This window comes from Enterobacter genomosp. S (assembly GCF_001631805.1).
GTDB classification, from domain to species: domain Bacteria; phylum Pseudomonadota; class Gammaproteobacteria; order Enterobacterales; family Enterobacteriaceae; genus Enterobacter; species Enterobacter quasihormaechei.
The window spans coordinates 22989-49236 of record NZ_LVVA01000001.1; the positions used below are offsets into that span (position 1 = coordinate 22989).

Genomic DNA, 26248 nt, shown 5'->3' on the forward strand with positions numbered 1-26248 from the left:
ACTAATTAAGGGCGACCATGGCGACTTACGATCTCATCGAAAGGCTGAACACTACGTTTCGGGAAATAGAGCAGGCGTTATTGACCCTGACGGGGCAACTACAGGGCTGCCGCCTGCTGGCCGCCCGCGTCTTTTCCCTGCCCGACGTGGCGAAAGGCGCGGAACACGATCCGCTGAACACCATTGAGGTGACGCAGCATATTGGTAAGGCGGCCCTGGAGCTGACGTTGCAGCACTATCGCCGCCTCTTCATCCAGCAGCAGTCCGAAAATCGCAGCAGTAAGGCCGCCGTTCGCCTGCCCGGCGTCATCTGTCTGCAAACGGATACCGCAACGCGTGAAGAGATTGAGGCGCGGATTACGCATATTAATGCGCTGAAAGCCGCCTTCGAGAAGATCGTGACCGTTGAGTCCGGGCTGGCGCCCGCAGCCCGCTTTGAATGGGTGCATCGCCAGCTTCCGGGGCTGATCACCCTGAACGCTTACCGCTCGCTGACGGTACTGCGCCACCCCGCCACGCTGCGCTTCGGCTGGGCCAACAAGCACATCATTAAAAACTTCACGCGCGATGAGATCCTGGCGCAGCTGGAGAAAAGCCTGAAATCGCCGCGCACGGTCGCCCCGTGGTCGCGGGAGCAGTGGATTGAACGGCTGGAGCAGGAGTACCACAGCATTGCCTCCCTGCCGGCTGATACGCGCCTTAAGATAAAGCGTCCGGTGAAGGTGCAGCCTATCGCCCGCGTCTGGTATGCCGGGCAGCAAAAGCAGGTGCAGTATGCCTGCCCAACGCCGCTGATTGCGCTCTACGATGCCGATCGGGGTGCGGTAGTGCCGGATATCGGGGAACTGCTGAACTACGATGCCGAAAATATTCAGCATCGCTATAAACCCCAGGCGCAGCCGCTACAGCTGATTATTCCGCGGCTGCACCTGTACGTGGCGCAGTGATTATTTAAGGCTGCCCACCATCGCTTCCGGGCGGACCCAGGCGTCAAACTCGGCGTCCGTCAGGTAGCCCAGCGCCAGCGCAGAGGCTTTCAGGGTAAGCCCCTCTTTGTGCGCTTTTTTCGCGATTTCAGCCGCCTTGTCATAGCCGATATGGGTGTTCAACGCCGTTACCAGCATCAGGGACTCATTCAGCAGCTGGCTGATTCGCTCGCGATTTGGCTCAATGCCCACCGCGCAGTGCTCGTTAAAGCTATCCATGCCGTCGGCCAGCAGACGAATCGATTGCAGTACGTTGTGGATCACCATCGGGCGATAGACGTTAAGCTCGAAGTTACCCGACGCGCCGCCCATGTTCACCGCCACGTCATTACCCATCACCTGGCAGCACAGCATGGTCATGGCTTCGCACTGGGTTGGGTTCACTTTACCCGGCATAATGGAGCTGCCCGGCTCGTTTTCCGGAATGCTGATCTCGCCGATGCCGCAGCGCGGGCCGGAGGCCAGCCAGCGGACGTCGTTGGCGATTTTCATCAGCGAGGCTGCCAGCCCTTTCAGCGCGCCATGGGTGTGAACCAGCGCATCGCAGGTCGCCAGCGCTTCGAATTTATTCGGGGCGGTAACAAACGCCTGCCCGGTGATCTTCGCCAGCTCGTCGGCCACGCGCACTGCATACTCGGGATGGGTATTTAACCCGGTGCCAACCGCCGTTCCGCCGAGCGCCAGCTCCGCCAGGTGCGGCAGGCTGTGTTCGATATGCTTAAGGTTGTGCTCCAGCATCGCCACCCAGCCGGAGATTTCCTGGCCGAGCGTCAGCGGCGTGGCGTCCTGGAGATGCGTACGACCAATTTTAACGATGTCACGGAAAGCCTGCGCTTTCTCATAAAGCGTCGATTTGAGCACGTTGAGCTGCGGAATAAGCTGCTCGCGGACAGCGATGACAGCCGCCACGTGCATGGCCGTCGGGAACACGTCGTTGGAACTCTGGCTTTTATTCACGTCATCGTTCGGGTGAACTTTACGCTCCATGCCGCGCGCGCCGCCAAGCAGCTCGCTCGCGCGGTTCGCCAGCACCTCGTTCATGTTCATGTTGCTCTGGGTGCCTGAACCGGTCTGCCAGATGGCGAGGGGAAACTCGTCGGGATGTTTGCCCGCCAGCACTTCGTCGGCGGCGTTAATGATGGCGCTGGCTTTATCAGCATCCAGCAGGCCCAAATCCTGGTTTACTTTGGCGGCTGCGCGTTTGGTCAACGCTAGCGCCTGGATGAGCGAGACGGGCATTTTTTCTGTCGAAATGCGGAAATGCTCCAGCGAACGCTGGGTTTGCGCGCCCCATAGCTTGTCGGCCGGGACGTCGATGGCGCCCATAGAGTCTTTCTCGCGGCGATGCATTGTCATTACTTACTCCTTGATAACAAAGATGGGATTGCTCACATGCTTAAGAGATAAGTATTGATGACTTCTGAGAAACGTTATGGCGCTTTGTGCGCTCTTTTTGACGTCGGGTGGCGCTGACGCTTACCCGACCTACGAGAATGTAAGCCGGGTAAGCGTCAGCGCCACCCGGCAATTTACAGAATTACTTCACACACGCCGAACACTGAGACGACTGGATCTGTTTGAAGAAGTCGTTACCTTTGTCATCCACGAGGATGAACGCCGGGAAGTCTTCCACCTCAATTTTCCAGATCGCTTCCATACCCAGCTCCGGGTACTCCACGCACTCCAGGCTTTTGATACTGCCCTGCGCCAGCACCGCTGCCGGGCCGCCGATGCTGCCGAGATAGAAGCCGCCGTGCTTGTGGCACGCGTCCGTCACCTGCTGGCTGCGGTTGCCTTTCGCCAGCATAATCATGCTGCCCCCGTTGGCCTGCAACTGGTCAACGTAAGAGTCCATACGGCCCGCCGTGGTGGGGCCTAACGAACCGGAAGCATACCCCTCAGGCGTTTTTGCCGGGCCTGCGTAGTAGATCGGGTGATCTTTAATGTACTGCGGCAGCCCTTCGCCGTTGTCCAGGCGCTCTTTCAGCTTCGCATGGGCGATGTCGCGACCCACGATGATTGTCCCGTTCAGGGACAGGCGCGTTGAAACCGGATACTGCGAAAGCTGGGCCAGGATCTCCTTCATTGGACGGTTGAGGTCGACGCGCACCGCTTCGCCCTCACCCGCTTTACGCAGCGCTTCCGGAATATATTTACCCGGATTGTTCTCCAGCTTTTCGATCCAGATGCCGTCGCGGTTGATCTTGGCCTTGATGTTACGATCCGCAGAGCACGACACGCCCATACCCACCGGGCAGGATGCACCGTGACGCGGGAGTCGGATCACGCGAATGTCATGCGCGAAGTATTTCCCGCCAAACTGCGCGCCCAGACCCAGATTCTGCGCTTCTGTCAGCAGTTCCTGCTCAAGCTGCACGTCGCGGAACGCCTGACCATGCTCGTTACCTTCGGTTGGCAGGCCATCGTAGTATTTGGTGGAGGCCAGCTTGACGGTTTTCAGGGTGCTTTCCGCGGAGGTGCCGCCAATCACAAACGCGATATGGTACGGTGGACAGGCCGCGGTGCCGAGGGTGCGCATCTTCTCGACCAGATAGTTCTTCAGCTTGCCCGGAGTCAGCAGCGCTTTGGTTTCCTGGTAAAGATAGGTTTTGTTGGCTGAACCGCCGCCTTTGGCGATGCAGAGGAATTTATATTCGTCACCGTCGACACTGTAGAGGTCAATCTGCGCCGGCAGGTTAGTGCCGGTGTTCACCTCTTTGTACATATCCAGCGCCGCGTTTTGGGAGTAGCGCAGGTTATCTTCGGTGTAGGTGTTGTAGACGCCGTGCGCCAGCGCCGCTTCGTCACCGCCGCCGGTCCAGACGCGCTGTCCTTTTTTACCGGTGATAATGGCCGTGCCGGTGTCCTGGCAGGTCGGCAGAATGCCTTTCGCCGCGATATCCGAGTTACGCAGGAATTGCAGCGCGACGTATTTGTCGTTCTCGCTGGCTTCCGGGTCGCTCAGGATATCGGCAACCTGCTGCTGATGCGCCGGACGAAGCATAAAGGAAGCATCGTGGAAGGCCTGCTGCGCCAGTAGCGTCAGCGCCTGGGGGTCAACTTTGAGGATCTCCTGCCCTTCAAACTCAGAGACAGAAACGTAATCGCGGGTTAACAGGTAATACTCGGTCCGATCCTGACTGAGGGGGAAAGGATCCTGATAATGGAAGGGTTTATTCGACATTGTTCTCTCACTTACTGCGTCGGTCTGTTTATTCAGGGCAGATGTTCCGCTGCCCGGCTTAAAAGCGAGTCAGCTTATCCTACACAATTTTTTAACAAAAACTGAGACTAGTACGACTTTTTACATCCGCAGGTTACTTCCATCCGGTTTATTGCTTTAATACCCGGAGTTAATTCCACATTTGAATCAGGGCTTGATAATGCAAAAACTCATCAACTCAGTGCAAAACTACGCCTGGGGAAGTAAAACTGCGTTAACGGATCTCTACGGTATCGCCAACCCGGACAATCTGCCGATGGCAGAGCTGTGGATGGGCGCGCACCCGAAGAGCAGCTCAAAAATAGAAGATGCCAGCGGCCAGGCTCGTAGCCTGCGTGACGTCATCGACGCCGACAAGGCTGCGCTGCTCGGCGAAAAAGTGGCGAATCGTTTTGGTGAATTGCCGTTTCTGTTCAAGGTCCTGTGTGCCGACCAGCCGCTCTCCATTCAGGTTCATCCGAACAAAAAAGCATCTGAAATCGGGTTTGCCAAAGAAAATGCCGCAGGTATTCCGTTAGACGCGGCAGAGCGTAACTACAAAGATCCTAACCATAAGCCGGAACTGGTGTTCGCCCTTACTCCTTTCCTGGCGATGAATGCCTTCCGCGAGTTTTCCGAGATCATTTCCCTGCTGCAACCGGTCGCCGGAGCGCACAAGGCTATCGCCCACTTCCTGGAGAACCCTACCGCGGAAGCCCTGAGCGCGCTGTTTGCCAGCCTGCTGAATATACAGGGCGAGGAAAAATCCCACGCGCTGGCGGTGCTGAAAGCCGTGCTGAACGGCCAGCAGGGTGAGCCATGGGAGACCATTCGCGTGATTTCGGCATTTTACCCGGACGACAGCGGCCTCTTCTCTCCGCTGCTGCTGAACGTGGTGAAGCTTAATCCGGGCGAAGCGATGTTCCTGTTCGCTGAAACCCCGCACGCCTACCTGAACGGCGTGGCGCTGGAGGTGATGGCTAACTCCGATAACGTGCTGCGCGCGGGCCTGACGCCTAAATACATCGACATCCCTGAGCTGGTTGCCAACGTGAAGTTCGAGGCGAAACCTGCTGTGGAGCTGCTTACACAGCCGGTGAAAAATGGCGCAGAGCTGGACTTCCCGATCCCGGTTGACGATTTTGCCTTCTCCCTGCACGACCTTAGCGCAGACGAAACCGCCATTGCTCAGGAGAGCGCGGCGATCCTGTTCTGCGTGGAAGGAGAAGCGACCTTGCATAACGGTAGCGAACGTCTCGTACTTAAGCCGGGGGAATCCGCTTTTGTTCCGGCAAACGAGTCGCCTGTCTCCGTGAGCGGCACTGGCCGTCTGGCGCGCGTTTTTAATAAGCTTTAGGGACTTACTGAATTTTTTAACAACTCTTGCTAAGCTATTAACAGGCGTTGTAACACCAGGCGGTTTTGACCGCCTGGTTTCATTTTAGGGATAATCGCAATGAAAAAATCGGTCGTAGCGGTAGGAGTGATTGTTGCTTTAGGCGTGATCTGGACGGGTGCTTCCTGGTATACCGGGAAACAGCTGGAAAGCCGTCTGGCAGAGATGATGGCGCAGGCAAACAGCGAGATTAAGCGCAGCGCGCCTGAAGCAGGCCTGGAGCTGAGCTACCAGAATTACCAGCGCGGCGTGTTTACCAGCCATATGCAGGTGGTGGTGAAGCCGGTTGCGGGTAATCAGAACGCCTGGCTGAAACCGGGCCAGAGCGTGGTGCTGGATGAGGTGGTCAGCCACGGTCCGTTCCCGCTGGCGCAGTTGAAGAAATTTAACCTGATCCCCTCAATGGCATCAGCCAGAACCGTACTGGTCAATAATGAGGTGACGAAGCCGCTGTTCGATATGGCGAAAAATACGTCGCCGTTTGAGATCAATACCCGCATCAGCTATGCCGGCGATACGCATTCCGACATCGACCTGAAAGCGCTGAATTACGAACAAGGCACCGATAAAGTCGCCTTCAGCGGCGGTAATTTCAAGCTTGACGCCGATCGTGACGGCAAGAATGTCTCCCTGACTGGCGATGCTGAAAGCGGCCTGGTGAATTCAGTTAATGAATATAACCAGAAGGTTCAGCTCACCTTTAACAACCTGAAGGCCAGCGGCAACAGCCGTATGACTGATTTTGACGAGCGTATTGGCGACCAGAAGCTGAGCCTCGATAAGATCGCCATTGCGATTGAAGGCAAGGAGATGGCGGTGCTGGAAGGCATGGATCTGGACGGCAAGTCGGACGTGTCCAAAGACGGTAAAAGTATCAATACCCAGCTGGATTACAGCCTGAAAAGTCTGAAGGTTCAAAATCAGGACCTGGGTACCGGCAAGCTGTCACTGAAAATCGGTAACATTGACGGCCAGGCATGGCACGAATTTAGCCAGAAATACAGCAAAGAGAGCCAGGCTCTGCTGACCGATACCGCCCTGCAACAGAACCCGCAGGCGTACCAGCAGCAGGCGATGAGCGTGCTGTTCAATAACCTGCCGATCCTGCTGAAAGGCGAGCCGGTAATTACCGTTGCGCCACTAAGCTGGAAAAACGACAAGGGCGAAACCAACTTCAACCTGTCGCTGTTCCTGAAGGATCCGGCAGCCGCTACCGGCGAACCGCAGACCCTGGCCCAAGAAGTTGACCGCAGCGTGAAGTCGCTCGACAGCAAGCTGACTATCCCGATGGATATGGCGACCGAGTTCATGACGCAGATTGCGAAGCTTGAAGGTTATGGTGAAGAGGATGCAGGCAAACTGGCGAACCAGCAGGTAAAAGGCCTGGCGGCGATGGGCCAGATGTTCCGCATCACGAAAGTGGAAGACAACACCATTTCCACCAGCCTGCAATACGCTAATGGTCAGGTGACGCTCAACGGCGACAAAATGCCGCTGGAAGATTTTGTCGGCATGTTTGGTATGCCGACGCTGGGCATTCCGGCACCGGCTGAACCGGCAGCGCCGCCGGCAGTACCGCAGCAGTAAATGACAAAACCCCTCGCACGAGGGGTTTTTTATTGCCGGGTGGCGGCTGCGCCTCACCCGGCCTACGATTCTGAGCCTACGTCACTTCACCGTCACTAACCGCGCCGCCACAATCTGATGCCCGGCCTGTACGTCCGCCTTCTCGATCCGCTGCATGATCCTGTCCGCGAGGGTGTACCCCATTTCACGAGCCGGCGTTGTCGCCCAGACGATTGGGAGATCGTCCAGCGCATTTTCACCCACATCGGCAAACGCCCCCAGCGCCACCTGGTGACCGAAGAAGGTTTCTACCCCGCCCTCACCGCTCTGGCGTCCGGCGCGGATCAAGCCGAACCACGCCCCCATCGCAATCACATCGTTATAGCAAATCACCGCGCTGATTGTCGGGCTGGTGCGGAGCAACGTGCCGATGGCTTCTGCGGCTTTCTTCTGGCTGGATTCGCACTCCATCACCCATTCGCTGTGAAACGGTAGGCCGTATTTGATGAGCGTGGAACAGTAACCGCCCACTCGCTCGGCACGCGTGAGGGACGAGCTTTTACCGCCGAGCCAGGCGATGCGCTGATGCCCGCGATGAATAAGATGTTCGGTCAGCATTTGCGCGGCCTGCATGTTATCCGGGCGAAGGGTATCGGCTTCGTCGAGATAGCTGGCGCGCGACGCAAACACCAGCGGTACGCCTTTCTGCGCGGCGCGCTCACAGAGTTCGCTGCCCACGCCGGACGCGCCGGCCACTATCACCCCATCCACCCCTTGCGTCAGCAGCATATCCAGCCTGGAGAGCAGCTGCTCCGGTTCGCGCCCACCGTGGAGCAGGAACACCATTCGCCCCTGCGCTTCAAGCGCTTCGGTAAGCCCCGCGGTCAGTTCTGCATAAAACGGCGACGTGAGGTCGCGAACGATCAGCCCTATCACTCCGCTTTGCCCGCCGCGCAGCGCCGATGCCTGGCGATTTCGCACAAAGCCCAGCTGCTCAACGGCCTCGTTGACGCGCTGACCCGTTGCAGGAGAGATGCGCCCCTTTCCGCTCAGTACCAGCGAAACGGTGCTGACGGAAACCCCCGCCGCCAGCGCGACATCGTTGATGGTGATCTTTTTCGCTACAGCCATGTGGTGGCGTGACTCCCTGATAATGAGAACGCTAAAACGTTTTATCAATACGTTATCTTTATACTACCAGTAAAAGCCTGAGAATGTGATTTAGCGCGCACTAAAGTTTGATAAAACGTTTTATCTTCTCGCTGCATCGAGGCCGTTAAATCTCTTTCTACCATTTAAGGAGTCGTTTTATGACGACGAAAGCAGCACAAAAAATATCGCTGTGGGAGTTTTTCCAGCAACTGGGTAAAACCTTTATGCTGCCCGTGGCACTTCTCTCCTTTTGCGGGATCATGCTGGGGATCGGCAGTTCGTTAAGCAGCCACGATGTTATTACCCTGATCCCTTTCCTGGGAAATCCGGTACTTCAGGCGATCTTCATCTGGATGAGCAAGGTCGGATCGTTTGCCTTCAGTTTCCTGCCGGTGATGTTCTGTATCGCCATCCCTCTGGGCCTGGCGCGCGAAAATAAAGGCGTGGCGGCCTTTGCGGGCTTCGTGGGCTATGCGGTCATGAACCTTGCGGTTAACTTCTGGCTGACCGCGAAAGGCATACTGCCGACGATCGACGCGGCCGTACTGAAAGCCAATAACATTCAGAGCGTGATCGGTATTCAGTCCATCGACACCGGGATCCTGGGAGCCGTGATCGCCGGGGTGATCATCTGGATGCTGCACGAGCGCTTCCATAACATCCGCCTGCCCGATGCGCTGGCCTTCTTCGGCGGCACCCGCTTTGTGCCAATTATTACGCTGGTTGTGATGGGGCTGTTTGGCCTGATCATTCTCCTGATTTGGCCCGTTTTTGCTATGGGGATCGCTGGTATTGGCCGCATTATCAACGGCGCGGGTGATTTCGGACCGATGATTTTCGGCACGGGCGAACGTCTGCTGCTGCCGTTCGGCCTACAGCACATTCTGGTTGCCCTGATCCGCTTTACCGAAGCGGGCGGCACCATGGACGTTTGCGGCCACTCCGTGAGCGGCGCGCTGACCATCTTCCAGGCGCAGCTGAGCTGCCCGACCACGCACGGCTTCTCTGAAAGCGCGACCCGTTTCCTGTCGCAGGGTAAAATGCCTGCCTTCCTCGGCGGTCTGCCCGGCGCGGCGCTGGCGATGTACCACTGCGCCCGTCCGGAAAACCGTCACAAAATTAAAGGCCTGCTGATTTCCGGCGTGATCGCCTGCGTCGTAGGCGGCACTACCGAGCCTATCGAGTTCCTGTTCCTGTTCGTTGCCCCGGTGCTGTACCTCATTCACGCCGTGCTGACCGGCCTGGGCTTCACCGTGATGGCGGTGCTGGGCGTCACCATCGGCAATACCGACGGCAACGTAATCGACTTCGTGGTGTTCGGTATCCTGCACGGCCTGTCCACCAAGTGGTATCTGGTGCCGGTAGTGGCGGCCATCTGGTTTGCGGTGTACTACGGGATCTTCCGCTTCGCCATCACCCGCTTTAACCTGAAAACGCCAGGCCGCGATGCCGATACGGCCACCAGCGTTGAACAGGCGGTAGCCGGAACCGTGGGTAAATCCGGCTATAACACGCCGGCTATTCTGGCGGCGCTCGGCGGTGCGGATAACATCACCTCTCTGGATAACTGCATCACCCGCCTGCGCCTGTCGGTGGCAGACATGTCGAAAGTGGACACCAACGCCCTTAAAGCTAACCGGGCTATTGGCGTGGTACAGTTAAATCAACACAATTTGCAGGTCGTCATTGGCCCGCAGGTTCAGTCAGTGAAGGATGAGCTGGCAACCCTGATGCGAACCGTCGAAGCCTGATGCCTCGCCCCCCTCGTCATGAGGGGGTTTTACTTTACGGAGCACCGTCATGTTTGATTTTTCTACCGTCGTGGATCGACACGGCACCTGGTGTACCCAGTGGGATTATGTCGCCGACCGTTTTGGTGCTGCCGACCTGCTGCCCTTCACCATCTCTGATATGGATTTTGCCACCGCCCCCTGCATTACCGAAGCGCTGCACCAGCGAATTAACCACGGGGTGTTTGGCTACAGTCGCTGGAAAAATGACGACTTCCTGGCCGCCGTGGCGCACTGGTTCCGGCAACGCTTTAACAGTCAGATTGATAGCGAAACCGTGGTGTATGGACCGTCTGTTATTTATATGGTCTCTGAGCTGATCCGCATCTGGTCCTTGCCGGGCGACGGCGTGGTGATCCATACCCCGGCTTATGATGCGTTTTATAAAGCGGTCGAAGGCAACCAGCGTAACGTTGTTTCCGTGCCGATGCAGAAAACGGCGCGCGGCTGGGACGGCAATATGGCCGCGCTGGAAGCGGCGCTGGCAAAACCGGAAAACACGATTTTGCTGCTGTGCAGCCCGCAAAACCCGACCGGCAAAGTCTGGACGCGGGACGAGCTGGCCACAATGGCGGCGCTTTGCAGACGTTACGATGTGGCGGTAATCAGCGACGAAATTCATATGGATATGGTATGGGGAACGCATCGCCATACGCCCTGGAATGAGGTGGCGAGGGGTAAATGGGCGCTGCTGACCTCGGGGTCCAAAAGCTTCAACATTCCGGCGCTGACGGGCGCCTACGGGCTTATCGCTGATAACGACAGTCGTAATGCCTATCTGAATGCATTAAAGGGCCGGGACGGGCTCTCTTCCCCTTCCGTGCTGGCACTGACCGCACACATTGCGGCTTATCGGCAGGGCGAACCCTGGCTGGATGCGCTGCGGGCATATCTTGAAGAAAATCTGCACTATATTGCTGCCGAACTGAATACCGCATTTCCTGCCCTTAGCTGGCAACCGCCTGAGGCCACCTATCTGGCCTGGATCGACCTTAGCCCGCTCGGCATTGACGACAATACGCTGCAAAAGGTGCTTATTGAGCAGCAAAAAGTGGCCATCATGCCGGGATATACCTATGGAGCAGAAGGAAAAGGCTACGTTCGTCTGAACGCGGGTTGCCCCCGGAGTAAGCTTGAACAGGGCGTTCAACGCCTCATCGCGGGCATCAACACGCTGCTGTAAATTATTTGCGCAACGGAATATTCCCTTGCGCAAATAGCTTTTTACCCCATTTTGTTTTTATAATATGGCGCACTTTAACCAGCAAAGAGTGCGACCATGATTGATACACGCCTGCCTTTAACCGATATTCACCGCCATCTTGACGGCAACATTCGTGCCCAAACCATTCTCGATCTTGGCCGCCAGTTCAATTTGACGCTTCCTGCTGAAACGCTTGAAACCCTGATCCCCCATGTCCAGGTCACGTCGAACGAGCCGGATCTGGTGAGTTTCCTGAGCAAGCTCGACTGGGGCGTGAAGATGCTGGCCTCGCTCGATGCCTGTCGCCGTGTCGCCTTTGAAAATATCGAAGATGCCGCACGCAACGGCCTGCACTATGTCGAGCTGCGTTTCTCCCCGGGCTATATGGCGATGACCCACAACCTGCCCGTGGCGGGCGTGGTTGAAGCGGTCATTGAAGGCGTGCGTGAAGGCTGCAAAACCTTTGACGTTCAGGCGCGTTTAATCGGCATTATGAGCCGTACCTTCGGTGAAGCGGCCTGTCTTCAGGAGCTGGAGGCGTTACTGGCGCATCGCGACCAGATCACCGCCATCGACCTCGCCGGTGACGAGCTGGGCTTCCCGGGCAGCCTGTTCCTGTCTCATTTCAACCGCGCACGTGATGCCGGCTGGCATATTACCGTTCATGCGGGTGAAGCTGCGGGGCCGGAAAGCATCTGGCAGGCCATTCGTGAGCTGGGTGCAGAACGTATCGGTCACGGCGTGAAGGCGATTGAAGATCGTGCGCTGATGGATTTCCTCGCAGAGCAACGTATCGGGATTGAATCCTGCCTGACCTCCAATATTCAGACCAGTACGGTGGCATCGCTGGCGCAACACCCCCTGAAAACCTTCCTTGAACACGGGGTTCTCGCTTCACTGAACACGGACGATCCGGCCGTTCAGGGCGTGGACATTATTCACGAATACACTGTCGCCGCACCGCAGGCCGGACTGAGCCGCGAGCAGATCCGTCAGGCGCAAATTAACGGGCTGGAAATTGCCTTCCTGACGCCTGAAGAGAAACAGGCGCTTCGGGATAAGGTGGCGACCGCATAAACCCTTTGCCGGGTGGCGGCTACGCCTAACCCGGCCAACAAACGTATTAACACCTATGCCAGACAGAGCGTGGCGCGATGTCTGGCAGATTCGATCCCCAGCTCGATGAGCTCCATAATCTGAATGGCCTGGCTCGCCGGAACCGGATTTTCACCTGAACCGTTCAGCGCGTCACGGATTGCAGCGTAGTAGGCCGGGTAATTCCCCGGCAGGGTCAACACCGTTTCCTCAACCAGCGTCTCTCCCTCCGCACGCGTCACCACTCCGTCCCGCATGTCGTAGCCCCAGTCCTCCTGCGGCAAGCGTTCGCCATTTTTGAGGCGCTCTTCCTGGGGATCCAGGCCGAACTTCACGTAGCTTCCGCGCGCCCCGTGAAGGATATAGCGGGCCGATTCCGCAGCCGCAAGCATTGTCCCGTGCAGCACGATACGGCGCTGCGGATAGCTTAAAATGGCGTGAAAATAGTCGGTTGTCTCCGCGCCCGGCCTGAGCTGCGCTAAATCGACCGTCATACTGACGGGAAGACCAAACAGATGGACGGCCTGATCGAGCAGATGCGGCGCTAAGTCATACCAGATGCCGCTGCCCGGCCCCGCCTGCTCGCGCCAGCGGTCCCGCACCTGAGGACGATAACGATCGAAGTGCGATTCAAAATAGGCAATTTCGCCGAGCGTGCCTTCGCTCAGCAACGCTTTCACCGTCAGGAAATCGCTGTCCCAGCGCCGGTTGTGAAAGACCGATAATAACCGCCCCAGGCTTCGCGCCAGCGCGTCCAGCTCGCGGGCCTGTGACAACGTCACGGTAAAGGGCTTATCGACGACAACATGTTTACCCGCCTCCAGCGCCGCTTTCGCCAGCGGGAAGTGGGTGTCGTTAGGGGTAGGAATAACAATAAGGTCAATATTAGGATCGTTAAACAGATGCTTAGGCTCCGTCACCACCGGCACGTTGGGCCAGTCGGCGTGGACTTTGGCTTCATCGCTGCTTGAAATAGCCGCCAGCGCCATGCCCGGCGTGCCGGCAATCAGAGGTGCATGAAAGGTTTTACTTGCGTACCCGTAGCCAATAAGACCGACGCGGATGTTTTCACTCATCGTGTGCCCCCTCGCTGTGCGCTTATTTATCACTGGCCCTGTGCTTATCGCACAGATTAATAATGTGCCCTGAGCGTTAAAATAGCATCTCGCAGCAACGTTTTTTTGTAACGCCGCATTAAAGAAGACATATTGCCGCCGGGAATCGTTCCCAAAGCGCTTGCTCTGGAGAAAAGGGCGCTGTAACATTTGTAATCTGTATTTATGGATAAATTACAAACACAAATTATGACGTCAATAATTAATCGAATCATTGAATTAGCGGGATGGATTGTCCTTGGGGTTTCGGTCGTGTTGCTTGGCATTGCCAGCCATATTGATAACTACCAGCCGCCGGAGCCCGTCACTGTCGCGCAACAAAAGTAAGCCATATCGTCATAAAGCGTGACACATTACGTTATGGTACGTATTGCCAGCCGTAATGAACGGGGTTACCCTTCTCTTCCAGGCATCTGCTGATGCCTGATTCTTCGCAAAGAAAACTCCTAATTTCGTCGCGTTACCCGAGTGGACAGTTTACGTCTTTATTAATCCGTTTATTATTCGAACGCATTACCTTTATGGGTATTACCCTTTTATATGGAAACTTATTAATATGACAGTTCAGGACTATTTATTAAAATTTCGCAAGATCAATTCCCTTGAAAGCCTGGAAAAACTGTTTGACCATCTGAACTACACGCTGTCGGATCATCAGGACATCATCAATATGTACCGCGCTGCCGATCATCGTCGCGCCGAACTCGTCTCCGGCGGTCGTTTGTTCAACGTGGGGGAAGTGCCTAAGTCCGTCTGGCGTTACGTTGTATAAGAAAGTAGCCTTCGGCGCGAAATGTTATATACTCTCCGCCCTGCAAATTTCTGTATAACATTTCGCGCAGACTATGGGAGAGCGTATGACCGCATTGCCTGGAGAAAGAATTGGGGGCTGGTTAATCGCCCCGCTGGCATGGCTGCTGGTGGCACTATTAAGCGCATCGCTGGCGCTGTTGCTTTATACCACCGCACTGGTTACGCCTCATGCTATTCAGACGCTGATGTCCCAGAGTGCGATTAATATTGCAACGTGGTTTGTGTCGTTCGTTTTCGCGATCGCGATGTGGTACTACACGCTGTGGCTGACCATCGCCTTCTTTAAGCGCCGCAAAAACGTGCCGAAACATTATATTATCTGGCTGCTTGTCTCCGTGCTGCTGGCGGTTAAAGCGTTCGCTTTTTCGCCAGTATCTGACGCGCTGGCGGTTCGCCAGCTCCTGTTTCCGCTGCTGGCAACGGCGCTTCTGGTGCCCTATTTCAAGCGTTCGACGCGCGTTAAGAAGACCTTCGTTAACCCGTAATAACCTTACAGTTAACCTGTTGTGGCCTGTTGTCGTTTATCCGATAATAGGCGGCTATTTTATTTCAGGCTAAATAATGACCGATTACTTACTGCTCTTTGTCGGAACTGTGCTGGTTAATAACTTCGTACTGGTGAAGTTCCTTGGCCTGTGCCCGTTTATGGGCGTCTCCAAAAAGCTGGAGACGGCAATGGGCATGGGGCTGGCTACCACCTTCGTGATGACGATGGCCTCCATTTGCGCATGGCTGATTGACACCTGGATCCTGATCCCGCTGGACATGCTTTACCTGCGCACCTTGTCCTTTATCCTGGTTATCGCGGTCGTGGTGCAGTTTACCGAAATGGTTGTGCGAAAAACCAGCCCTGCACTGTATCGTCTGCTGGGCATCTTTCTGCCGCTCATTACCACTAACTGTGCGGTGCTGGGCGTGGCGCTGCTCAACATCAACCTTGGGCATAATTTTATGCAGTCGGCGCTGTACGGTTTTTCCGCGGCGGTCGGTTTCTCTTTTGTAATGGTCCTGTTCGCGTCGATTCGCGAACGTCTGGCAGCGGCGGATATCCCCGCGCCGTTTCGCGGTAACGCCATCGCCCTGGTGACCGCCGGTTTAATGTCTCTGGCCTTTATGGGCTTTAGTGGTCTGGTGAAGTTGTAATGAGTGCTATCTGGATTGCCATCGCGTCCATCAGCGTACTGGGACTCGTCTTTGGCGTCATTCTGGGTTATGCCTCCCGCCGTTTTGCGGTAGAGGACGATCCGGTTGTTGAAAAAATTGATGAACTTTTACCGCAGAGCCAGTGCGGGCAGTGCGGCTACCCTGGCTGTCGCCCTTACGCTGAGGCGGTGGGCGTGCAGGGAGAAAAGATCAACCGCTGCGCGCCGGGTGGCGAAGCCGTCATGCTTAAAATTGCCGCGCTGCTTAACGTCGATCCGCAGCCTGTCGACGGCGATGAACAGTCGCAGGAGCCCGTCCGTGCCCTTGCTGTGATCGACGAAGCCAACTGCATCGGCTGCACCAAATGTATTCAGGCGTGTCCTGTAGACGCCATTGTGGGCGCTACGCGCGCGATGCACACCGTTGTGGCGGATCTGTGCACCGGCTGTAATCTCTGCGTGGCGCCCTGCCCGACGCAGTGTATAGAACTACGCCCGGTTGAAACGACTACCGAAAACTGGAAGTGGGATCTTCAGACCATTCCGGTTCGCAATATTCCTGTGGAACAACATGCTTAAGTTATTTTCTGCTTTCAGAAAAGAGAAGATCTGGGATTTCGATGGCGGTATTCATCCGCCGGAAATGAAATCGCAGTCTAACGGCACGCCGCTGCGCCAGATCCCGCTGGCGACCCGTTACGTTATGCCCCTGAAACAGCACATCGGCGCTGAGGGTGAGCTGTGCGTGAAGGAAGGCGATAGCGTTCTTCGCGGTCAGCCACTGACTTTTGGTCGCGGACGGATGTTGCCGATACATGCCCCGACTTCCGGTAAGGTGGTGTCCATTGCCCCCCATACCGTTGCCCACCCGTCGGCGTTGTCTGAGCTGAGCGTCATCATTGAAGCTGATGGCGAAGACCGCTGGATCGATCGTGACGGCTGGAGCGATTACCGCGCCCGCAGCCGTGAAGAGCTGATTGCACGCATTCATCAGTTCGGCGTGGCGGGTCTGGGGGGCGCTGGCTTCCCGACCGGCGTCAAGCTGAACGGCGGCGGCGATAAAATCGAAACGCTGATTATCAACGCCGCCGAGTGCGAACCGTACATCACCGCCGATGACCGTCTGATGCAGGACTGCGCGGCGCAGGTGGTGGAAGGTATTCGCATCCTTGCGCATATTCTGCAACCCCGTGAGGTGCTGATCGGTATTGAGGACAATAAACCGCAGGCCATTTCGATGCTGCGCGCGGTGCTGGCCGACAGTCATGATATTGGTCTGCGCGTGATCCCAACGAAATACCCGTCCGGCGGGGCAAAGCAGCTGACGCAGATCCTGACCGGTAAACAGGTACCCCACGGGGGCCGTTCGTCCGACATCGGCGTGCTGATGCAAAACGTGGGTACCGCTTACGCGGTGAAGCGTGCGGTCATCGACGGTGAGCCGTTGACCGAACGTGTCGTCACGCTGACCGGCGAGTCCGTCTCCCGTCCCGGTAACGTCTGGGCGCGTCTGGGTACGCCGGTACGTCATCTGCTTGAACAGGCGGACTTCTGCCCGGGAAGCGATCAGATGGTCATTATGGGCGGCCCGCTGATGGGCTTTACCCTGCCGTGGCTCGACGTGCCGGTAGTGAAGATTACCAACTGCCTGCTGGCCCCTTCCCCATCGGAGATGGGCGAAACACAGGAAGAGAAAGGCTGCATCCGCTGTAGCGCCTGCGCGGACGCGTGTCCGGCAGATTTGCTGCCGCAGCAGCTGTACTGGTACAGCAAAGGCCAACTGCACGATAAAGCTCAGGCGCACAATCTGGCAGACTGCATTGAATGCGGTGCCTGCGCCTGGGTCTGCCCAAGTAATATTCCGCTGGTGCAGTACTTCCGTCAGGAGAAAGCCGAAATCTACGCGATCTCCATGGAAGAAAAACGTGCCGCTGAAGCGAAGGCCCGATTTGAAGCGCGCCAGGCGCGACTGGAGCGCGAGAAACAAGCCCGTCAGGAACGGCATAAGCAGGCCGCCGTGCAGCCTGCGGCCAAAGATCAGGACGCCATTAACGCAGCCCTGGCCCGCGTGCGCGAGAAAAAAGCCACTGCCGCCCAGGCGGTAGCGATCGTGGCGGGACAGAAGCCGGACAACAGCGAAGCGATTGCGGCCCGCGAAGCGCGTAAAGCCGAAGCGCGTGCGCGTCAGGCGGAGAAAGCGCAAAACGCCAAACCGGAAGCCGATATCGACCCGCGTAAAGCGGCGGTGGAGGCGGCTATCGCCCGTGCAAAAGCTCGCAAAGCCGGACAGCAGTCAGTAGTGGTTGAACAGGAAGCGACGGATCCGCGCAAGGCGGCTGTGGAAGCCGCTATAGCCCGCGCCAAAGCACGTAAAGCAGCGCAGAGTCAGCCTGCCGAAGAGAGTGAAGCGCCCGTCGACCCGCGTAAAGCCGCCGTTGAAGCGGCCATCGCCCGCGCGAAAGCACGAAAAGCGTCGCAGCAGGACGACCTGCCTGCGGCCGCTAACGACGATCCACGCAAAGCCGCAGTCGCCGCCGCGATTGCGCGCGTTCAGGCAAAGAAAGCCGCGCAGCAAGCCGTTAACGAGGATTAAATGGTTTTCAGAATTGCAAGTTCCCCGTATACCCATAATCAGCGCCAGACATCGCGTATTATGATGCTGGTGTGTCTGGCCGCGCTGCCAGGTATTGCCGTTCAGTGTTGGTTTTTCGGCTGGGGTACGCTTTTCCAGTTGATTCTGGGTTGTGCCAGCGCCGTTGCAGCAGAAGCCGCGATCCTGAAGCTGCGCAAAATGGACGTCACGCGCATCCTGAGCGATAACTCTGCCCTGTTGACCGGCCTGCTGCTGGCCATCAGCATTCCTCCGTTCGCCCCGTGGTGGATGGTGGTGCTGGGGACGGTATTTGCGGTGATTATCGCTAAACAGCTGTACGGCGGGCTGGGCCATAATCCGTTTAACCCGGCGATGATTGGCTACGTGGTGCTGCTGATCTCCTTCCCGGTACAGATGACCAGTTGGCTGCCGCCGCATGAGATCGCCGCCACCGTGCCCGGCTTTATGGATGCCCTTCACGTTATCTTTACCGGCCACACCGCGCTGGGCGCGGATATGAACGCGCTTCGCATGGGCGTGGACGGTATCAGCCAGGCCACCCCGCTTGATACCTTCAAAACCTCTCTGCGCGCCGGTCACAGCGTTGAGCAGGTGATGCAATCCTCCATATTCAGCGGCGTGCTGGCGGGCGCTGGCTGGCAGTGGGTCAATCTGGCCTACCTCCTGGGCGGCGCCTTCCTGCTGCAACAAAAAGCGATCCGCTGGCATATACCGGTGAGCTTCCTGGTGACGCTGGCCGTCTGCTCGACGTTCGGCTGGGTTATTTCACCGGATTCACTGGCCAGCCCGCAGCTCCATCTGCTCTCCGGCGCGACCATGCTCGGGGCATTCTTCATTCTGACCGATCCGGTCACCGCCTCCACCACTAACCGTGGCCGGCTGATTTTCGGCGCGCTGGCGGGCCTGATGGTCTGGCTCATTCGCAGCTTTGGCGGCTATCCGGACGGCGTGGCTTTTGCCGTGCTGCTGGCGAATATCACCGTTCCGCTCATCGACTACTACACGCGTCCGCGCGTGTACGGCCATCGCTAAGGGTCACGCCATGCTAAAGACAATGCAAAAACACGGCGTCACGCTGGCGATCTTCGCCGCCGCCCTCACCGGAATGACCGCGCTGGTGAATGAACTGACGAAAAACACCATTGAAGAGCAGGCAATCAAGCAGCAAAAAGCGCTGTTCGATCAGGTGATCCCATCAGATATCTATGATAACGATCTGCAAAAAAGCTGCTTTGTTGTGCAGGCCCCCCAGCTCGGTAAGGGGGCGCACCGCGTTTATATTGCCCGTAAGGGCGATAGCCCGGTGGGTGCCGTCATGGAAGCCACCGCGCCGGACGGTTACTCCGGCGCGATTCAGCTGCTTGTGGGCAGCGATTTTTCCGGCACCGTGCTGGGCACGCGCGTGACGGAACATCACGAAACGCCGGGCCTTGGCGACAAAATTGAAACTCGCTTAAGCGACTGGATTTTACACTTCGCCGGGAAGATGATTCATGGCGAGGACGATCCCGCTTTTGCGGTGAAAAAAGATGGCGGCGAGTTTGACCAGTTCACCGGCGCCACGATTACGCCTCGCGCGGTAGTTAACGCCGTCAAACGCGCCGGGCTGTATGCCGAAACGCTGCCCGCGCAGATCAATCACCTTTCCGCCTGTGAGGAGTGACCATGAGCCAGGTTAAAGAGGTTATCGTCCAGGGACTCTGGAAAAACAACTCGGCACTGGTACAGCTGCTCGGGTTGTGCCCGCTGCTGGCGGTGACGTCTACCGCCACCAATGCGCTCGGACTGGGGCTGGCGACTACGCTGGTGCTGACCCTGACCAACTTCTCAATTTCTGTTTTGCGCCGCTGGACGCCGTCGGAAATCCGTATTCCGATTTATGTCATGATCATTGCGTCGGTAGTCAGCGTCGTGCAAATGCTGATTAACGCCTACGCATTTGGCCTGTACCAGTCGCTTGGGATCTTCATTCCCCTTATCGTGACCAACTGTATCGTCGTTGGTCGCGCTGAAGCCTTCGCGGTGAAAAACAACCCGGCTATCTCCGCGCTGGATGGGTTTTCGATCGGCATGGGCGCCACTGCCGCCATGTTTGTTCTCGGCTCCGTGCGTGAAATTTTGGGCAACGGCACGCTCTTCGACGGTGCTGACGCGCTGCTTGGCGGCTGGGCGAAGTCGCTGCGCATCGAGGTGTTCCATACGGACACCCCGTTCCTGCTGGCGATGCTGCCCCCGGGAGCCTTCATTGGCCTTGGGATGATGCTGGCGTTAAAATACCTGATTGATGAAAAACGTAAGCGCCGCGCCGCTGAACGCAGCGTACAGGAAGGGATCCCCGAGAAAGCAGCATGAATAAAGAGAAACGCATAGCGATCCTCACGCGCCTGCGCGATGAGAACCCTCATCCAACGACCGAGCTGAATTTTAACTCGCCGTTTGAATTGCTGATCGCGGTGCTGCTCTCCGCGCAGGCCACTGACGTGAGCGTCAACAAGGCAACGGCCCTGCTTTACCCTGTCGCCAATACGCCGCAGGCCATGCTGGAGCTGGGCGTTGAAGGGGTAAAATCCTATATCAAGACCATCGGCCTGTTTAACAGCAAGGCCGAAAACGTCATTAAGACCTGCCGGATCCTGCTGGAGCAGCACGGCGGTGAAGTACCGGAAGATCGCGCTGCGCTGGAAGCGTTGCCGGGCGTCGGGCGGAAAACGGCAAATGTGGTGCTGAACACGGCGTTTGGCTGGCCGACGATCGCCGTGGACACCCATATCTTCCGCGTCTCTAACCGTACCCGGTTCGCGCCGGGCAAGAACGTCGAAGAGGTTGAAGAGAAACTGTTAAAGGTGGTCCCTGCGGAATTTAAGGTAGACTGCCACCACTGGCTGATCCTTCACGGGCGTTATACCTGCATTGCACGTAAGCCGCGCTGCGGCTCCTGCATCATCGAAGATCTCTGTGAGTATAAAGAAAAAGTCTATCCCTGAGCGGTCGCCCCCTTTTACATGTCTAAGCCCTTAAGTTTAATAAGGGCTCTACTATCGTCTCCGCTGACCGTAAATTGCCCTCTCTTTTTACGTTAAGCGTTGTCGATTCTTCGGTCATTTAACACTCAAACAGGTTAATAGTTTTTTCATCACCAAAAATTTCTATATATCTGTGATCGCGATCACTCTGATAACCTGATGTTGGATTTTTGTTGTTAAATCCCTTCCGCCCCCTTAGTCAGACAAGATTTCATCGACTCCATACCGCACATAAGACCAGTCATTTTTCAGAATATGGGCTATATCACTGCTATTCACCCAAAATAGCAGAACATATCGCCATACAGCCATTCAACAGGGTCATTTACAGTGAAAAAAACCAACATTTCTCAACGGATGAAATTTAACGCTGCATAACATTTGCGTGAACCGATGAATATACCGCCGCAGTTATATGTAACAGATTATTACAAACGTATTGCCAGATGGGGCTGGATAGTGAACATTACCCGCCGTTTCCCCTCCCAATATAACTATAAAGCGGATGGACTACGGTCATCACGCTATGAACACCCCCGTTAATATGGGTTGTAAAAAAAGAGGTATATGTGTCGACTGCAAACAATAAACCAACAGATGAAAGCGTGAGTCTGAACGCTTTCAAACAGCCTAAAGCGTTCTATCTCATTTTCTCTATCGAATTATGGGAGCGTTTTGGCTACTACGGCCTGCAAGGGATTATGGCCGTTTACCTGGTGAAGCAACTGGGTATGTCCGAAGCCGATTCCATCACGCTGTTCTCGTCCTTCAGCGCTCTGGTCTATGGCCTGGTCGCTATCGGCGGCTGGTTAGGCGATAAAGTCCTCGGTACGAAACGCGTCATTATGCTGGGCGCCGTGGTTCTGGCAATTGGCTATGGTCTGGTTGCATGGTCAGGGCACGATGCGGGCGTGGTATACATGGGTATGGCCACCATCGCGGTAGGTAACGGCCTCTTTAAGGCTAACCCGTCCTCCCTGCTTTCTACCTGCTACAACAAAGATGATCCGCGTCTGGACGGTGCATTCACCATGTACTACATGTCCATCAACATCGGTTCATTCTTCTCTATGCTGGCAACCCCATGGCTGGCCGCGAAATTCGGCTGGAGCGTAGCGTTTGCGCTGAGCTTCGTGGGTATGCTGATCACCGTTGTGAACTTCCTGTTCTGCCGTAGCTGGGTTAAGGATTATGGTTCTAAACCAGACTTCGAACCCGTGCATATGGGCAAACTGCTGGCAACCATCGTCGGCATTGTGATCCTGGCCGCTGTCGCCACCTGGCTGCTGCACAACCAGGGTATCGCGCGTGCCGTACTGGCCGTGGTTGCGCTGGGTATCGTGATCATCTTCGCTAAAGAAGCCTTCGCGATGCAGGGTGCGGCACGTCGTAAAATGATTGTGGCGTTCATCCTGATGCTGGAAGCGATTATCTTCTTCGTTCTGTACAGCCAGATGCCAACGTCTCTGAACTTCTTCGCTATCCGCAACGTTGAACACTCCATCCTGGGTATCGCGTTCGAACCGGAGCAGTATCAGGCACTGAACCCGTTCTGGATCATGATTGGTAGCCCAATTCTGGCCGCTATCTATAACAAGATGGGCGACCGTCTGCCGATGCCGCACAAGTTCGCTATCGGTATGGTGCTGTGCTCAGGCGCGTTCCTGGTGCTGCCGCTGGGGACGAAATTCGCGACCGATGCGGGTATCGTTTCTGTTAACTGGCTGATCCTGAGCTATGCGTTGCAGTCTATCGGTGAGCTGATGATCTCCGGTCTGGGCCTGGCGATGGTTGCACAGCTGGTTCCTCAGCGTCTGATGGGCTTCATCATGGGTAGCTGGTTCCTGACTACCGCGGGTGCAGCGATCATTGCAGGTAAGATTGCGAACCTGATGGCGGTACCGGATAACGTTACCGACCCGCTGGTCTCCCTGAACGTCTACGGCACCGTGTTCATGCAAATTGGTATCGCGACCGCCGTGATTGCCGTGCTGATGCTGCTGACCGCGCCTAAACTCAATCGTATGACGCAGGACGACGACAAATCCGCTAAAGCGACCAACACCGCGAACGCGTAATGTCATCGGGAAACGACTGAACAGAAGCCGCTAATTGATTAGCGGCTTTTTTTTTATCCGAACGCGCACTAACATAGCGGGAACCTCAGCAAAAAGGAGTTACCGATGAAACTGTTCTATAAACCGGGCGCCTGCTCTCTTGCTTCGCATATTACCCTTCGCGAGAGCGGTAAGGATTTCACGCTGGACGGCGTTGACCTGATGAAAAAGCGCCTGGAAAACGGGGATGACTTTTTTGCGATTAACCCAAAAGGGCAGGTTCCGGCCCTGCTGCTGGATGATGGCACCCTGCTGACCGAAGGCGTGGCGATTATGCAATTCCTGGCGGACAACGTACCGGATCGACAGCTCCTTGCCCCCACCGGCAGCATTGCGCGCTATAAGACGCTGGAATGGCTTAACTATATTGCCACCGAACTGCACAAAGGCTTTACGCCTCTGTTCCGCCCGGACACGCCGGAAGAGTACAAACCCACCGTACGCATGCTGCTGGAGAAAAAATTACAGTACATCAACGACGCGCTGAAAGACGACCAGTGGATCGGAGGCTCGCGTTTCACCATCGCCGATGCGTATCTGTTTACCGTTCTGCGCTGGGCGCGCGCGGTTAAGCTGAACATGGACGGGTTAGATCATATTGCGTCATATATGGCGCGCGTAGCGGAGCGTCCTGCGGTAGCTGCGGCGCTGAAAGCGGAAGGACTGAATTAACCGAGTGGCCTGTGTTGCCGGGTGGCGCGGACGCCTACCCGGCCTACTAACTCTGGACGGTTATAACCGTGTGGCGCTGAAATAGTGTTCCGGCTTCGCGATACGATCCTGTGCCGCAACCACCTGTAGCTCATATTCCTGCATCGTCTTCGTCGCAATCATGATTTCATAAACGGCTGCCGTCACGTGCTCCAGCGCGTCGCGCAGGCTCGCGCCCTGCAAGAGCTTCACCAGCAGTAAACCGCTGGTCACATCACCGACCCCGACGGGCTGACGTGTACCGAAATCCACCAGCGGCCGACTGATGTGCCAGGCTTCGTCCTTCGTCACCAGCAGCATCTCAAAACGGTCCTGGCTCAATCCTGCGCGTGCCAGGTGTTTAACCAGTACAATCTCTGGCCCCTGCGCGATCAGCTCGCGAGAAGCGCTTACAGCCTCTTCTACGCTGTTAACCGGATGCTCGCTGAGGATCTCCAGTTCAATCAGGTTGGGCGCAATAATATCGCTGGCGGGCAACGCATGACGGACATGAAACTCCGCAACGCCCGGCGCTACGATGCAGCCCTTTTCAGGATGCCCCATCACCGGATCGCAGAAATATTTCGCCGCAGGGTTAGCCGCTTTCACCTTGCGCACGATGCCGAGGATATGCTCCCCCTGCTCCGCCGAGCCCAGATAGCCGCTCAGTACAGCATCGCAGCGTTTAAGCTGGTCGATATCCGCAATGCCCTGAACGATTTCCGTCAGATGCGACGGCGGCATCACGCAGCCGGTCCATTTACCATACTGGGTGTGATTAGAGAACTGGACGGTATTGAGGGGCCAGACGTTGGCCCCGAGGCGGCGCATCGGGAATTCCGCAGCGCTGTTGCCAGCATGTCCAAAAACAACGTGGGACTGAATGGCGAGGATGTTCTTCATCTTGTACTTACCAAACCCTGTCAAAACAAAAGGGGCGTGGTTTCCCACGCCCCTGCATTCTTTTAATTACTTCCAGCAGACCAGGCAGTAGTTTTTCTTACCGCGACGCAGCAGCGTGTAGCGACCATACAGACGATCGTTGTCATTAAAGGTGTATTCCGGATCGGCCTGTTTCTCACCGTTGATGGTGATCGCGTTAGAGGCGATGGTTTTACGCGCCTGGCCGCGAGACGGCTGGAGCTCGGAGTCGACCAGCGCCTGCATCAGATCGGCGCCTTTTTCCATCTCCACCATCGGCACGCCATCCTGCGCCAGCTGTTCGAAGTCCGCTTCGCTTAAATCGCTCAGGGTGCCGTTGAACAGGCTCGCCGTGATGCGTTTCGCCGCCGCCAGACCTTCTTCGCCGTGAACCAGTTTGGTCACTTCATCCGCCAGCACGTACTGGGCGCGCGGTGCTTTACCGCTGTTCTTGTCTTCTTCTTCCAGCGCATTGATCTCTTCGATATCCATAAAGGTGAAGAACTTCAGGAAACGATAGACATCAGCATCCGCCGTGTTGATCCAGAACTGGTAGAATTTGTACGGGCTGGTTTTCTTCGGATCGAGCCATACCGCACCGCCTTCGGTCTTCCCGAACTTGGTACCGTCTGCTTTGGTGATCAGCGGCACGGTCAGACCAAACACCTGATTCTGATGAAGGCGACGGGTCAGATCGATACCGGAGGTGATGTTCCCCCACTGGTCGGAACCGCCAATTTGCAGAGAGACGCCGTGCAGCTTGTTCAGGCACGCGAAGTCATAGCCCTGCAACAGGTTGTAGGAGAACTCGGTGAAAGAGATGCCCTGGTCGTCACGGTTAAGACGCTGTTTGACCGCTTCTTTGTTAATCATCTGGTTAACAGAGAAGTGTTTACCGATGTCGCGCAGGAACGTCAGCACGTTCATGCCACCAAACCAGTCGTAGTTGTTCGCCGCAATCGCAGCGTTGTCACCACAGTCGAAATCAAGGAACGGTGCAACCTGTTTACGGATCTTGTCTACCCACTCCTGAACGGTGTCTTCGGTATTCAGCTTACGCTCAGCGGCTTTGAAACTGGGGTCGCCAATCAGACCGGTCGCGCCGCCAACCAGCGCGACAGGCTTGTGGCCGGCCATCTGGAAGCGTTTCAGGCATAACAACGGAACAAGATGCCCCAAATGCAAGCTGTCAGCGGTAGGATCGAAGCCGCAATAGAGCGCGATCGGGCCTTGCGCCAGTCGCTCTGCTAACGCTTCTTCGTCCGTCACCTGAGCCACGAGGCCCCGCTCTTGCAATTGTTTAATCAAGTTACTGCTTGCCATCAAATTCTCCATGTATAAACGACTGCACCTTTGCCGGTACACGACTTTTCGCCTGGTGCGAAAGGTACATAGAATAAAGCGCCAGCGCGGTGTGCGCTA

The 26248-nt window shown here is 56.4% G+C and carries 24 protein-coding genes; 18 read left to right on the forward strand and 6 right to left on the reverse strand.

The window, feature by feature from the left end; all coding sequences use genetic code 11:
* The first annotated feature begins 17 nt into the window (after positions 1-17).
* Positions 18-947, forward strand: coding sequence for a DNA replication terminus site-binding protein (gene tus / locus A3466_RS00140; RefSeq protein WP_063448895.1), 930 nt, complete (start codon positions 18-20; stop codon positions 945-947).
* Here tus and fumC read toward each other — a convergent pair whose 3' ends face one another.
* A complete protein-coding gene (gene fumC / locus A3466_RS00145; protein ID WP_063448896.1) occupies positions 948-2342 on the reverse strand; it encodes a class II fumarate hydratase in 1395 nt (464 codons plus the stop codon).
* 181 nt (positions 2343-2523) lie between these two features.
* The gene (gene fumA, locus A3466_RS00150) at positions 2524-4170 is read right to left on the reverse strand and encodes a class I fumarate hydratase FumA (protein WP_063448897.1); all 1647 of its coding nucleotides are present in this window, start codon (positions 4168-4170) and stop codon (positions 2524-2526) included.
* 199 nt (positions 4171-4369) lie between these two features.
* Between fumA and manA the strand changes: the two genes are divergently transcribed.
* Positions 4370-5545 carry a mannose-6-phosphate isomerase gene (manA, locus tag A3466_RS00155; protein WP_063448898.1) on the forward strand — a complete coding sequence of 392 codons (1176 nt, stop codon included), beginning with the start codon at positions 4370-4372 and terminating at the stop codon, positions 5543-5545.
* A 99-nt stretch (positions 5546-5644) separates the two neighbouring features.
* Positions 5645-7171 (forward strand): YdgA family protein, encoded by a 1527-nt coding sequence (locus tag A3466_RS00160; RefSeq protein ID WP_063448899.1) that lies wholly within the window; start codon positions 5645-5647, stop codon positions 7169-7171.
* Positions 7172-7252: 81 nt separating this feature from the next.
* Here A3466_RS00160 and A3466_RS00165 read toward each other — a convergent pair whose 3' ends face one another.
* The gene (locus A3466_RS00165; protein WP_063448900.1) at positions 7253-8281 is read right to left on the reverse strand and encodes a Mal regulon transcriptional regulator MalI; all 1029 of its coding nucleotides are present in this window, start codon (positions 8279-8281) and stop codon (positions 7253-7255) included.
* A 179-nt stretch (positions 8282-8460) separates the two neighbouring features.
* Here A3466_RS00165 and malX point away from each other — a divergent pair, with 179 nt between their 5' ends.
* The 3 genes from malX to add all read left to right on the forward strand — a co-directional run bounded on the left by malX (position 8461) and on the right by add (position 12373).
* Positions 8461-10053 (forward strand): maltose/glucose-specific PTS transporter subunit IIBC, encoded by a 1593-nt coding sequence (gene malX, locus A3466_RS00170; protein ID WP_063448901.1) that lies wholly within the window; start codon positions 8461-8463, stop codon positions 10051-10053.
* Between the two features lie 49 nt (positions 10054-10102).
* Positions 10103-11275 carry a MalY/PatB family protein gene (locus A3466_RS00175; protein ID WP_063448902.1) on the forward strand — a complete coding sequence of 391 codons (1173 nt, stop codon included), beginning with the start codon at positions 10103-10105 and terminating at the stop codon, positions 11273-11275.
* A 96-nt stretch (positions 11276-11371) separates the two neighbouring features.
* Positions 11372-12373: an adenosine deaminase gene (add, locus tag A3466_RS00180; RefSeq protein ID WP_063448903.1), complete on the forward strand. Its 1002-nt coding sequence runs from the start codon at positions 11372-11374 to the stop codon at positions 12371-12373.
* Between the two features lie 53 nt (positions 12374-12426).
* Here the strand turns inward: add and A3466_RS00185 are convergent, their stop codons facing one another.
* Positions 12427-13467 carry an oxidoreductase gene (locus A3466_RS00185; protein WP_063448904.1) on the reverse strand — a complete coding sequence of 347 codons (1041 nt, stop codon included), beginning with the start codon at positions 13465-13467 and terminating at the stop codon, positions 12427-12429.
* 240 nt (positions 13468-13707) lie between these two features.
* On the opposite strand from A3466_RS00185, the gene blr reads away from it, so the two are divergent.
* The 12 genes from blr (at position 13708) to gstA (ending at position 23887) form a co-directional block, all read left to right on the forward strand.
* The gene (blr, locus tag A3466_RS00190) at positions 13708-13833 is read left to right on the forward strand and encodes a division septum protein Blr (protein WP_151884424.1); all 126 of its coding nucleotides are present in this window, start codon (positions 13708-13710) and stop codon (positions 13831-13833) included.
* 229 nt (positions 13834-14062) lie between these two features.
* A complete protein-coding gene (gene ydgT / locus A3466_RS00195; protein ID WP_063448905.1) occupies positions 14063-14278 on the forward strand; it encodes a transcription modulator YdgT in 216 nt (71 codons plus the stop codon).
* Positions 14279-14363: 85 nt separating this feature from the next.
* Positions 14364-14804, forward strand: a complete 441-nt coding sequence (locus A3466_RS00200; RefSeq protein ID WP_063448906.1) for a DUF2569 domain-containing protein — start codon at positions 14364-14366, stop codon at positions 14802-14804.
* A gap of 76 nt (positions 14805-14880) precedes the next feature.
* A complete protein-coding gene (rsxA, locus tag A3466_RS00205) occupies positions 14881-15462 on the forward strand; it encodes an electron transport complex subunit RsxA (RefSeq protein WP_022647920.1) in 582 nt (193 codons plus the stop codon).
* Complete coding sequence (rsxB, locus tag A3466_RS00210; RefSeq protein WP_063448907.1) at positions 15462-16040, forward strand: electron transport complex subunit RsxB; 579 nt, start codon at positions 15462-15464, stop codon at positions 16038-16040. Before rsxA ends, rsxB begins: the two co-directional genes overlap by 1 nt.
* Positions 16033-18054: an electron transport complex subunit RsxC gene (gene rsxC / locus A3466_RS00215; RefSeq protein WP_063448908.1), complete on the forward strand. Its 2022-nt coding sequence runs from the start codon at positions 16033-16035 to the stop codon at positions 18052-18054. The genes rsxB and rsxC overlap by 8 nt, the downstream gene beginning before the upstream one ends.
* Positions 18055-19107 carry an electron transport complex subunit RsxD gene (gene rsxD, locus A3466_RS00220; RefSeq protein ID WP_063448909.1) on the forward strand — a complete coding sequence of 351 codons (1053 nt, stop codon included), beginning with the start codon at positions 18055-18057 and terminating at the stop codon, positions 19105-19107.
* A 10-nt stretch (positions 19108-19117) separates the two neighbouring features.
* Entirely contained in the window at positions 19118-19738 is a 621-nt protein-coding gene (gene rsxG / locus A3466_RS00225) for an electron transport complex subunit RsxG (protein WP_063448910.1), read from the forward strand.
* Positions 19739-19740: 2 nt separating this feature from the next.
* Positions 19741-20427, forward strand: coding sequence for an electron transport complex subunit E (locus tag A3466_RS00230; RefSeq protein WP_063448911.1), 687 nt, complete (start codon positions 19741-19743; stop codon positions 20425-20427).
* The gene (gene nth / locus A3466_RS00235; RefSeq protein WP_015570668.1) at positions 20424-21059 is read left to right on the forward strand and encodes an endonuclease III; all 636 of its coding nucleotides are present in this window, start codon (positions 20424-20426) and stop codon (positions 21057-21059) included. The genes A3466_RS00230 and nth overlap by 4 nt, the downstream gene beginning before the upstream one ends.
* Positions 21060-21667: 608 nt before the next feature.
* Entirely contained in the window at positions 21668-23176 is a 1509-nt protein-coding gene (gene dtpA / locus A3466_RS00240; protein WP_023299961.1) for a dipeptide/tripeptide permease DtpA, read from the forward strand.
* A 105-nt stretch (positions 23177-23281) separates the two neighbouring features.
* Positions 23282-23887, forward strand: a complete 606-nt coding sequence (gstA, locus tag A3466_RS00245) for a glutathione transferase GstA (protein ID WP_063448912.1) — start codon at positions 23282-23284, stop codon at positions 23885-23887.
* Between the two features lie 60 nt (positions 23888-23947).
* Here gstA and pdxY read toward each other — a convergent pair whose 3' ends face one another.
* On the reverse strand, positions 23948-24808 hold the full coding sequence (gene pdxY / locus A3466_RS00250) for a pyridoxal kinase PdxY (protein ID WP_063448913.1): 861 nt from the start codon (positions 24806-24808) through the stop codon (positions 23948-23950).
* Between the two features lie 66 nt (positions 24809-24874).
* Positions 24875-26149 (reverse strand): tyrosine--tRNA ligase, encoded by a 1275-nt coding sequence (tyrS, locus tag A3466_RS00255; protein WP_063448914.1) that lies wholly within the window; start codon positions 26147-26149, stop codon positions 24875-24877.
* Positions 26150-26248 lie beyond the last annotated feature (99 nt).

Excerpts from the sequence above, each read along its gene's own strand:
- tus (WP_063448895.1), top strand. The coding sequence starts at position 18 with ATGGCGACTTACGATCTCATCGAAAGGCTGAACACTACGTTTCGGGAA.
- fumA (WP_063448897.1), bottom strand. The coding sequence starts at position 4,170 with ATGTCGAATAAACCCTTCCATTATCAGGATCCTTTCCCCCTCAGTCAG.
- rsxD (WP_063448909.1), top strand. The coding sequence starts at position 18,055 with ATGGTTTTCAGAATTGCAAGTTCCCCGTATACCCATAATCAGCGCCAG.
- ydgT (WP_063448905.1), top strand. The coding sequence starts at position 14,063 with ATGACAGTTCAGGACTATTTATTAAAATTTCGCAAGATCAATTCCCTT.
- pdxY (WP_063448913.1), bottom strand. The coding sequence starts at position 24,808 with ATGAAGAACATCCTCGCCATTCAGTCCCACGTTGTTTTTGGACATGCT.
- rsxC (WP_063448908.1), top strand. The coding sequence starts at position 16,033 with ATGCTTAAGTTATTTTCTGCTTTCAGAAAAGAGAAGATCTGGGATTTC.
- A3466_RS00165 (WP_063448900.1), bottom strand. The coding sequence starts at position 8,281 with ATGGCTGTAGCGAAAAAGATCACCATCAACGATGTCGCGCTGGCGGCG.
- tyrS (WP_063448914.1), bottom strand. The coding sequence starts at position 26,149 with ATGGCAAGCAGTAACTTGATTAAACAATTGCAAGAGCGGGGCCTCGTG.
- fumC (WP_063448896.1), bottom strand. The coding sequence starts at position 2,342 with ATGACAATGCATCGCCGCGAGAAAGACTCTATGGGCGCCATCGACGTC.
- add (WP_063448903.1), top strand. The coding sequence starts at position 11,372 with ATGATTGATACACGCCTGCCTTTAACCGATATTCACCGCCATCTTGAC.
- rsxB (WP_063448907.1), top strand. The coding sequence starts at position 15,462 with ATGAGTGCTATCTGGATTGCCATCGCGTCCATCAGCGTACTGGGACTC.
- gstA (WP_063448912.1), top strand. The coding sequence starts at position 23,282 with ATGAAACTGTTCTATAAACCGGGCGCCTGCTCTCTTGCTTCGCATATT.
- malX (WP_063448901.1), top strand. The coding sequence starts at position 8,461 with ATGACGACGAAAGCAGCACAAAAAATATCGCTGTGGGAGTTTTTCCAG.
- A3466_RS00200 (WP_063448906.1), top strand. The coding sequence starts at position 14,364 with ATGACCGCATTGCCTGGAGAAAGAATTGGGGGCTGGTTAATCGCCCCG.
- A3466_RS00160 (WP_063448899.1), top strand. The coding sequence starts at position 5,645 with ATGAAAAAATCGGTCGTAGCGGTAGGAGTGATTGTTGCTTTAGGCGTG.
- A3466_RS00185 (WP_063448904.1), bottom strand. The coding sequence starts at position 13,467 with ATGAGTGAAAACATCCGCGTCGGTCTTATTGGCTACGGGTACGCAAGT.
- nth (WP_015570668.1), top strand. The coding sequence starts at position 20,424 with ATGAATAAAGAGAAACGCATAGCGATCCTCACGCGCCTGCGCGATGAG.
- rsxG (WP_063448910.1), top strand. The coding sequence starts at position 19,118 with ATGCTAAAGACAATGCAAAAACACGGCGTCACGCTGGCGATCTTCGCC.
- manA (WP_063448898.1), top strand. The coding sequence starts at position 4,370 with ATGCAAAAACTCATCAACTCAGTGCAAAACTACGCCTGGGGAAGTAAA.
- rsxA (WP_022647920.1), top strand. The coding sequence starts at position 14,881 with ATGACCGATTACTTACTGCTCTTTGTCGGAACTGTGCTGGTTAATAAC.
- A3466_RS00175 (WP_063448902.1), top strand. The coding sequence starts at position 10,103 with ATGTTTGATTTTTCTACCGTCGTGGATCGACACGGCACCTGGTGTACC.
- A3466_RS00230 (WP_063448911.1), top strand. The coding sequence starts at position 19,741 with ATGAGCCAGGTTAAAGAGGTTATCGTCCAGGGACTCTGGAAAAACAAC.